Source organism: Streptomyces sp. SID14478 (assembly GCF_010548525.1).
Classification (GTDB): Bacteria; Actinomycetota; Actinomycetes; order Streptomycetales; family Streptomycetaceae; genus Streptomyces.
In genome coordinates this window covers 1-6,902 of sequence record NZ_JAAGMG010000178.1, presented here as the reverse complement: position 1 = coordinate 6,902, position 6,902 = coordinate 1, and the positions used below count along the sequence as shown (strand labels likewise).

General features: G+C 71.5%; 7 protein-coding genes and 1 rRNA gene. 7 read left to right on the top strand and 1 reads right to left on the bottom strand.

Annotation, left to right across the window (positions count from 1 at the left end):
• Window positions 1–1,581 (bottom strand): serine/threonine-protein kinase (locus G3I40_RS06865; protein ID WP_164301265.1); only part of this gene is annotated, 1,581 nt, incomplete at its 3' end.
• Between the two features lie 161 nt (window positions 1,582–1,742).
• Between G3I40_RS06865 and G3I40_RS06860 the strand changes: the two genes are divergently transcribed.
• The 7 genes from G3I40_RS06860 to G3I40_RS06830 form a co-directional block, all read left to right on the top strand.
• Window positions 1,743–2,063: a peptidase gene (locus G3I40_RS06860; RefSeq protein ID WP_164301264.1), complete on the top strand. Its 321-nt coding sequence runs from the start codon at window positions 1,743–1,745 to the stop codon at window positions 2,061–2,063.
• 60 nt (window positions 2,064–2,123) lie between these two features.
• Window positions 2,124–2,657, top strand: coding sequence for an EamA/RhaT family transporter (locus G3I40_RS06855; protein WP_164301263.1), 534 nt, complete (start codon window positions 2,124–2,126; stop codon window positions 2,655–2,657).
• A gap of 31 nt (window positions 2,658–2,688) precedes the next feature.
• Window positions 2,689–3,465: a class I SAM-dependent methyltransferase gene (locus tag G3I40_RS06850; RefSeq protein ID WP_164301262.1), complete on the top strand. Its 777-nt coding sequence runs from the start codon at window positions 2,689–2,691 to the stop codon at window positions 3,463–3,465.
• Between the two features lie 43 nt (window positions 3,466–3,508).
• Window positions 3,509–4,369: an ABC transporter ATP-binding protein gene (locus G3I40_RS06845; protein ID WP_164301261.1), complete on the top strand. Its 861-nt coding sequence runs from the start codon at window positions 3,509–3,511 to the stop codon at window positions 4,367–4,369.
• A 26-nt stretch (window positions 4,370–4,395) separates the two neighbouring features.
• On the top strand, window positions 4,396–5,133 hold the full coding sequence (locus G3I40_RS06840; RefSeq protein ID WP_164301260.1) for an ABC transporter permease: 738 nt from the start codon (window positions 4,396–4,398) through the stop codon (window positions 5,131–5,133).
• A 59-nt stretch (window positions 5,134–5,192) separates the two neighbouring features.
• Window positions 5,193–6,026: a pyrroline-5-carboxylate reductase gene (gene proC, locus G3I40_RS06835; protein ID WP_164301259.1), complete on the top strand. Its 834-nt coding sequence runs from the start codon at window positions 5,193–5,195 to the stop codon at window positions 6,024–6,026.
• A 685-nt stretch (window positions 6,027–6,711) separates the two neighbouring features.
• Window positions 6,712–6,902: ribosomal RNA gene (locus tag G3I40_RS06830) — 16S ribosomal RNA — on the top strand; the annotation flags it as partial.

The window sequence follows — 6,902 nt, the reverse complement described above, 5'->3', positions numbered from 1 at the left end:
GAGCCGGGCCGACCACAGCACCCGTCCGTCGTCCGCCGCGACCGCGCTCACGGAGGTGGCGGCCCCGTCGGCCGTCGGCGTCGCCGCGTAGAACGTCCGCGGGCCGCCCGCCAGCCACTGCGTCCCGAGCCCGCCGACGTGCCGCGTCCACAGACGCCGTCCGGTGGCACTGTCCAGCGCCCGCACCTCGCCTTCGGCGCCGACGAGGAGCGTGCTCCCGGCGGAGTGCGCCACGGAGGCGTCACCGGAGATGTCCGCGCTCCAACGCGCCGCACCCGTACGGAGATCGAGCGTGCGCAGGCGATGCCCCGCCACGAGGTGCAGCAGGCCGCCGGAGACCGTCGGCGTCGCGTGCGGCACGTCCCGCGTCCGGTGCCGCCACACGATCCGGCCGTCCGCGGGGTCGAGGCGCACGGCCACTCCCGCATCGGTGACGCAGTACAGGGCCCCGGCGGCGGCTTCGCACCGGGGAGGAGTGCCGTTCGCGGCCCCGAGGTGAGCGCTCCAGGGCGTGAACTCGGCTACCTGCGAAGGGACTTGAGCCTTGGCAGGGGCCTCGTCCGACGGCAGGGAGGTGACGGCGAGTCCGGCGCCGCCCACGATCAGCAGCGTGCCGAGGACGGCCGCCAGGACGATCCGGGGGCGCTTGCGGCGCCGGGCGGACGTGGACGTGGCGGTCCCCGCGTCCGGGGCCGTCGCCCGGGCCGGTGTCCGCGCGCCCGGGTCCGCGGTGCGCTGCGCCGGTATGAACGGGGTCGACGGCTGGCGCAGCGCCTCCATGACCTCGGCGGGCGCCGGGCGCTCGGCCGGGTCCTTGGCGAGACAGCGCCGGATCACGGGCCGCAGGACGTCCGGCACACCGGCCAGGTCCGGCTCGTCGTGCACCACCTGGTACGCGACGACGTACGGGCTGTCCGAGTCGAAGGGGCCGCGCCCGGTGGCCGCGTGGGCGAGCACGGCACCCATGGCGAACACATCGGCCGGCGGCCCCACCTCGCGCGGCCGCTGGAACTGCTCAGGGGCCATGAACGGCGGGGAGCCGATCAGCTTCCCGGTCTCCGTGCGCAGATCACTGTCCACGGGCCGCGAGATGCCGAAGTCGATGACCTTGGGGCCGTCCGCCGCGAGCAGGACGTTGCTGGGCTTCAGATCGCGGTGGATCACCCCCGCGCGATGGATGTCACGGAGCGCCTCGGCCAGCCCGGCCCCGAGCCTGCGCACCTCGGCCGCGTCCAGTGGGCCGTTCCGCTTCACGCGCTCCGCGAGGGTGTCGCCGGGGATGAACAGCGTGGCCATCCACGGCAGCGCGGCGTCCGGGTCGGCGTCGACGACGGGCGCGGTGAAGGCGCCGCTGACCTTCCGCGCGGCCGCGACCTCCTGGCGGAAGCGCGCCCTGAACTCGGGATCCGTGGCGATCCCGGCGTGCACGACCTTGACGGCCAGGCGCAGGCCCGAGGCGGACGTGGCCAGATGGACCACGCCCATACCGCCCGAGCCGAGACATTCCTCCAGCCGATAGCGACCGGCGTACCCGGGCTGCTCCGCTTCCGACCCGTGTCCGGTGCTGCGCAGCGGCGGCATCGTCCACCCCCGTGTTCTGAGTCCGCGAGCGCGACGCACGGAGCCTAGTCGATGGTGCGTGCGATGCCCGAGGGGCTTGCTAGCCTGCGCGAGTCGCACGGGGCGACGCCGGTGCCGGTACGCGGACGGCGCCGGGCGGAACATCAACGGGGGTGGCCTGTATGGCTGTTGAGAACGTGACGGGCGCGGTCGAGGACATAGCCGGCGAGGACGTGGCCGTGGAAGCGGCGACGGCGCACCGCTACCCGGTCGCACCGGGCATCCGCCTCAAGGTGCGCAGCGGCCCCGGCACGCAGTACGAGCTCCTGCGGGTCCTGCCGCTCGGCGCGAGCGTCCCGATCAACTGCCAGAAGCCGGGCGAGCGGGTCACCGGCACGTACGGCACGTCGAACGTGTGGGACAACATCGGCAACGGACAGTACGTCGCGGACGCGTACGTGAAGACGGGCAGCGACGGGTACGTGGCGCCGCGCTGCACCTGAGGAGCGCGTCTTCGGACACGAAGGTGAAGGTCCGCGCGCCGCGCCGGTGATAATCGACGTGTGAGCGACGAAACCGGCACCCCCCGCACGACCACGCCCGGCCCCCGCCCCGAGGAGATCCGTTTCTTCGGGACGAGCTGGGTCGACCACAGCGGCACCTACGCGCTGCGCCGCGCCGCCGTCGCCGTGGGCGCGCTCGTCGCCGCGGCGGCGGGCTGCTTCGTGCTGCGGTTCGCCTACCAGGGCCTGGCGCTCGCGGACGTCGGCTCCTTCGTGAACGTCCTGGTCGTCGTCATGTTCGCGATCTGCAGCGCCTTCGCCTTCAGCCGCACGCTGAGCGGCTTCTCCCAGCGCCCCGACCCGGAGCGCCAGGCGTCGCTGCGCGGCTTCTTCGCCATCGGCTTCGTCGGCGTCCTGGTCGCGTACGCGCTGCGCTGCCTGAAGGAGGCCCCGGGCGAGGAGCTGCGCAGGCGCGAGTACGAGACCGCCGTCGAGCAGTACGAACGCCGCACCACCCGGCGCGCCGGCAACCCCGCCGCCCGGAAGGCCAAGGGCGCGTCGGGCGGCGCGGGCAAGAAGAAGCGCAAGGCCTGACAGCCCGAACCCGTCCGGCCAGGATGACCTCATGACGGATGAGACCCCGGCCGCCGACTTCGCGCTCTCTTTCGACGCGGTCGCCGCCCAGTACGCCACGGCCCGCCCCGGGTACCCGCCCGCGCTCTTCGACAGCGTCGAGGAGCTGTCCGGCCTGACGTTCGAGGGCGCGTGCGTGCTCGACGTGGGCGCGGGCACCGGCATCGCGACCCGCCTCCTGTGCGACCGCGGCGCCCACGTCACCGCCGTGGAGCCCGGCCCCGGCATGGGCGCACAACTGCGCGCCGCCCTCCCCGGCGTCCCCCTGGTACGCGCCGTCGGCGACGCCCTGCCGTTCGCCGACGCCTCCGCCGACCTGGTCACGTACGCCCAGTCCTGGCACTGGACCGACCCGGCCCGCTCGATCCCCGAGGCGCTGCGCGTGCTGCGGCCGGGCGGCGCGCTCGCCCTGTGGTGGAACGTCCCCGACCCGGACGTCGGGTGGATCGCCGCCCAGGAGGCCCGCCTCCGGCGACGACTGCCCGGCTACCACCGCCACGGCGTCTCCGTCGCCGCACCCGAGATGATCACCGCGCTCGGTCCGGCCCCGGCGGCGACCCCGCTCTTCCGCCGCCTGCACTGGACCCGCCGCATCCCGCTCGACCAGCACCTCGCCCACCTCGGCAGCCGCTCCTACTTCGCCGTCCTCGGCCCGGAGAAGTCCAAGCCGGTCCTGGACGACGAGCGCGCGCTACTGCTGCGCGACTTCCCCGACGGGATGGTCGAGGACGCCTACGCCCTGGACGTCACGGTCGTACGGCGCCCCTGACCCGTTGACGACGCGGCCGCGCCGGAGGATTATTCATCAGGTGATGAATAAAGCTCCGGACCCCACCGGCGCGGCCGCCGTCCACGCCGAGGGCCTCACGGTCACCCGAGGCCTCCAGCGGGCCGGGCGAGGCAGGGGCGTCCGACACGGCGATGACTCACCCCGAGCGACGCGGGACCACACCCCCGCCACCCCTGACCCGCCCGGCACCGTCCTGCACGGCCTCGACTTCACCGTCCCGCGCGGCCGGATCACCGGACTGCTCGGCCCGTCCGGCTGCGGCAAGTCGACCCTGATGCGCGCACTCGTCGGCACCCAGGCCAAGGTCTCCGGCACCCTCCAGGTCCTCGGCCGCCCGGCCGGCCACCCCGCCCTGCGCTCCCGCATCGGCTACGTCACCCAAGCCCCCTCGGTCTACCGGGACTTGACGGTCCGTCAGAACCTGGACTACTTCGCCGCGGTCCTCCACCCCGGACGCGCCCGGGCCGCCGCCCGCCGCACGGACGTCGACCGCGTCCTGACCGACGTCGACCTCACGTCCCACGCGGACGCCCTCGCCGCGAACCTCTCCGGCGGCCAGCTCGGCCGCGTCTCCCTCGGCGTCGCCCTCCTCGGCACCCCCGAACTCCTCGTCCTCGACGAACCCACGGTCGGCCTCGACCCGGTCCTGCGCCGCGACCTGTGGAACCTCTTCCACGACCTCACGGCCACCCACGGCACCACGATCCTCGTCTCCTCCCACGCCATGGACGAGGCCGAGCGCTGCCACCACCTCCTCCTCATGCGCGAGGGCGAACTCCTGGCCGGGGGAGACACCCCCGACGCCCTGCGCGCCGCCACCGCCACCCCCACCGTCGAAGAGGCCTTCCTCCACCTCGTCGACGCCGCGCAGAGCACCCGCTGACCCTGCCCACCCCGGGACGGACCGCCATGAACACGTACCGCACCACCGCCACCGCGACCCGCGTCCTGCGCCAGCTCCGCCACGACCCCCGCTCGCTCGCGCTCCTGCTCCTGGTCCCCTGCGTGATGCTGTTCCTGCTCCGCTACGTCTTCGACGGCAGCCCCGGCACCTTCAACTCCATCGGCGCCTCGCTCCTCGGCATCTTCCCGCTCATCACGATGTTCCTCGTGACCTCCATCGCCACCCTGCGCGAACGCACCAGCGGCACCCTCGAACGCCTCCTCGCCATGCCCCTGGGCAAAGGCGACCTCATCGCGGGCTACGCCCTGGCCTTCGGCACCCTCGCGATCATCCAGTCGGCCCTCGCCACCGGCCTCGCCCTGTGGGTCCTCGACCTGAACGTCACCGGCTCCGCCTGGCTCCTCCTCCTGGTCGCCCTCCTCGACGCCCTCCTGGGCACCGCCCTCGGCCTCTTCGTCTCGGCCTTCGCGGCCTCCGAATTCCAGGCGGTCCAGTTCATGCCGGCGGTGATCTTCCCTCAGCTCCTGCTCTGCGGCCTGTTCACCCCGCGCGACACGATGCAGCCGGCCCTGAAGGCCGTCTCGAACGTCCTGCCCATGTCCTACGCCGTCGACGGCATGAACGAGGTCCTGCGCCACACCGACCTCACCGCGACCTACGTCCGCGACGCCCTGATCGTCGCGGGCTGCGCCGTCCTCGTCCTCGTCCTGGGCGCGACCACCCTGCGCCGCCGCACCGCCTGACCCCGTCCGACCGGCGGACACCCCCTCGGACAGGGCCGACCCGGTGCGAGGATGCCCCCATGAGTCAGACGAGCCAGCACCCGGGCCACAAGGTCGCCGTCCTCGGCACGGGCAAGATCGGTGAAGCCCTGCTCAGCGGAATGATCCGCGGCGGCTGGGCCCCGGCCGACCTCATGGTCACGGCCCGGCGCCCCGAGCGCGCCGAGGAACTGCGCACCCGCTACGGCGTCACCCCGGTGACCAACCAGGAGGCGGCCGAGCAGGCGGACACCCTGATCCTCACGGTCAAGCCCCAGGACATGGGCACGCTCCTCGCGGAACTCGCCCCCCACGTCCCCGCCGACCGCCTGATCATCAGCGGCGCCGCCGGCATCCCCACCACCTTCTTCGAGGAGAAGCTGGAGCCCGGCACCCCGGTGGTCCGCGTCATGACGAACACCCCGGCCCTGGTAGACGAGGCGATGTCCGTCATCTCGGCCGGCACCCACGCCACGGGCGCCCATCTGGAGCACGCGGAGAAGCTCTTCGGTTCGGTCGGCAAGACGCTGCGCGTCCCGGAGTCCCAGCAGGACGCCTGCACGGCCCTCTCCGGCTCGGGCCCGGCGTACTTCTTCTATCTGGTCGAAGCGATGACGGACGCCGGCATCCTCCTCGGCCTGCCCCGCGACAAGGCCCACGACCTCATCGTCCAGTCCGCCATCGGCGCGGCGACGATGCTCCGCGACAGCGGCGAACACCCGGTCAAGCTCCGCGAGAACGTGACGTCCCCCGCGGGTACGACCATCAACGCCATCCGCGAACTGGAGAACCACGGCGTCCGCGCCGCCCTCATCGCGGCCCTCGAAGCGGCCCGCGACCGCAGCCGCCAACTGGCCTCCGGCAACAACAGCTGACCTCGTCGCAGCGGCCCGGGCGCGAGTTGACACGCCCCGGGCCGCTACGTAATGTTCTCCGAGTTGTCCGGCGTGAGCGCCGACCCCGGTCGGTCCCCGGACAGCCATTCCGCAAGATCCACTCAAGTACTCGACGACCTCATTGTTCGCCGTCGTGCTGTTTGCGTGCGCTTTTGCGAAATGAGGAATCCACGTTCGAAAGAGCGGGACCCCGATTAGGTCGGGGGCCGGGAATCCGCTAACGTCTCACTCGTCGGAACGGCCCAACAGCCGCAACGACAAACCCGGTTGACAGGGAATCAGACCCGAAAGGATCTGATACAGTCAACACCGCCGGAAGGCCGAAAAGCCGGAAAGCGAATAAGCAAGACCAGCAAGACCCCGAGGAAATCGGATCGGAAAGATCTGATAGAGTCGGAAACGCAAGACCGAAGGGAAGCGCCCGGAGGAAAGCCCGAGAGGGTGAGTACAAAGGAAGCGTCCGTTCCTTGAGAACTCAACAGCGTGCCAAAAGTCAACGCCAGATTGACAACCCTGTCCCGGCCTTCTCGGTCGGAACACGGTTCCTTTGAAAAAGTCCTTCCACTTGATTGTGGGAGGCGCACAGCGAGGACGCTGTGAACCGGGGGGATTATTCCTCTTCCTGGTTCCGCTCTCGTGGTGTCACCCCGATCACGGGGAAACATTCACGGAGAGTTTGATCCTGGCTCAGGACGAACGCTGGCGGCGTGCTTAACACATGCAAGTCGAACGATGAAGCCCTTCGGGGTGGATTAGTGGCGAACGGGTGAGTAACACGTGGGCAATCTGCCCTTCACTCTGGGACAAGCCCTGGAAACGGGGTCTAATACCGGATAACACTCCCGCACTCCTGTG